Raw genomic sequence first — 523 nt, 5'->3', positions numbered from 1 at the left:
GGGACCTGGAGCGGCACCCTGCCGTAGGCGGCGGCCCGCAGCGGCAGCGGGCGGTGCCGCCAGTCCCTGGCCATCTGCACGTTCGCGGGCAGCACGGCGACGAAGAAGGCGGCGGTCGCGAGCGCACCGATCCGGCGGGTGCGGGGTGCGGCGACACTCGCCGCCAGCAGCAGTTCGGCCGCCCCGCTCGCGCGCGTCCAGTTGCGGGGGCTGCCGGGCAGGGCTTTGGGCACGATCGAGTCGAAGGGGCGCGGCACCGCGAAGTGCGCCACGCCCGCCGCGGCGAGCAGTCCGACGAGCAGTCGCGTCGAGCGGTCGGTGGCGGTCACGGCTCTCCTCGGTGCGGCAGGGCAGCAGGTGGTAGGGCGGCAAGTGGCGGGCGCGGGGGTGACGACACCCCATTCCTACCGCGGAGTAACCGGGACGTACAAGGGCCGGCGAGTGGCGGCCCCCGGTGGGCCGGCCTCCGGGTCGCTGCGTCCGCCGCCGCCCGGCCCGCCCGTCCCTTGGCGGAAAGGGACGG

General features: G+C 76.9%; 1 protein-coding gene. It reads right to left on the bottom strand.

What is annotated here, in order from left to right; all coding sequences use genetic code 11:
* Positions 1-329 (bottom strand): DoxX family protein (locus ACYVE9_RS30565; RefSeq protein WP_461031089.1); only part of this gene is annotated, 329 nt, incomplete at its 3' end.
* Positions 330-523: the final 194 nt, after the last annotated feature.

This window comes from Streptomyces sparsus, from assembly GCF_054776295.1.
The sequence above is the reverse complement of the archived record's forward strand: the minus strand, read 5'-3'. Positions and strand labels throughout refer to the sequence as shown.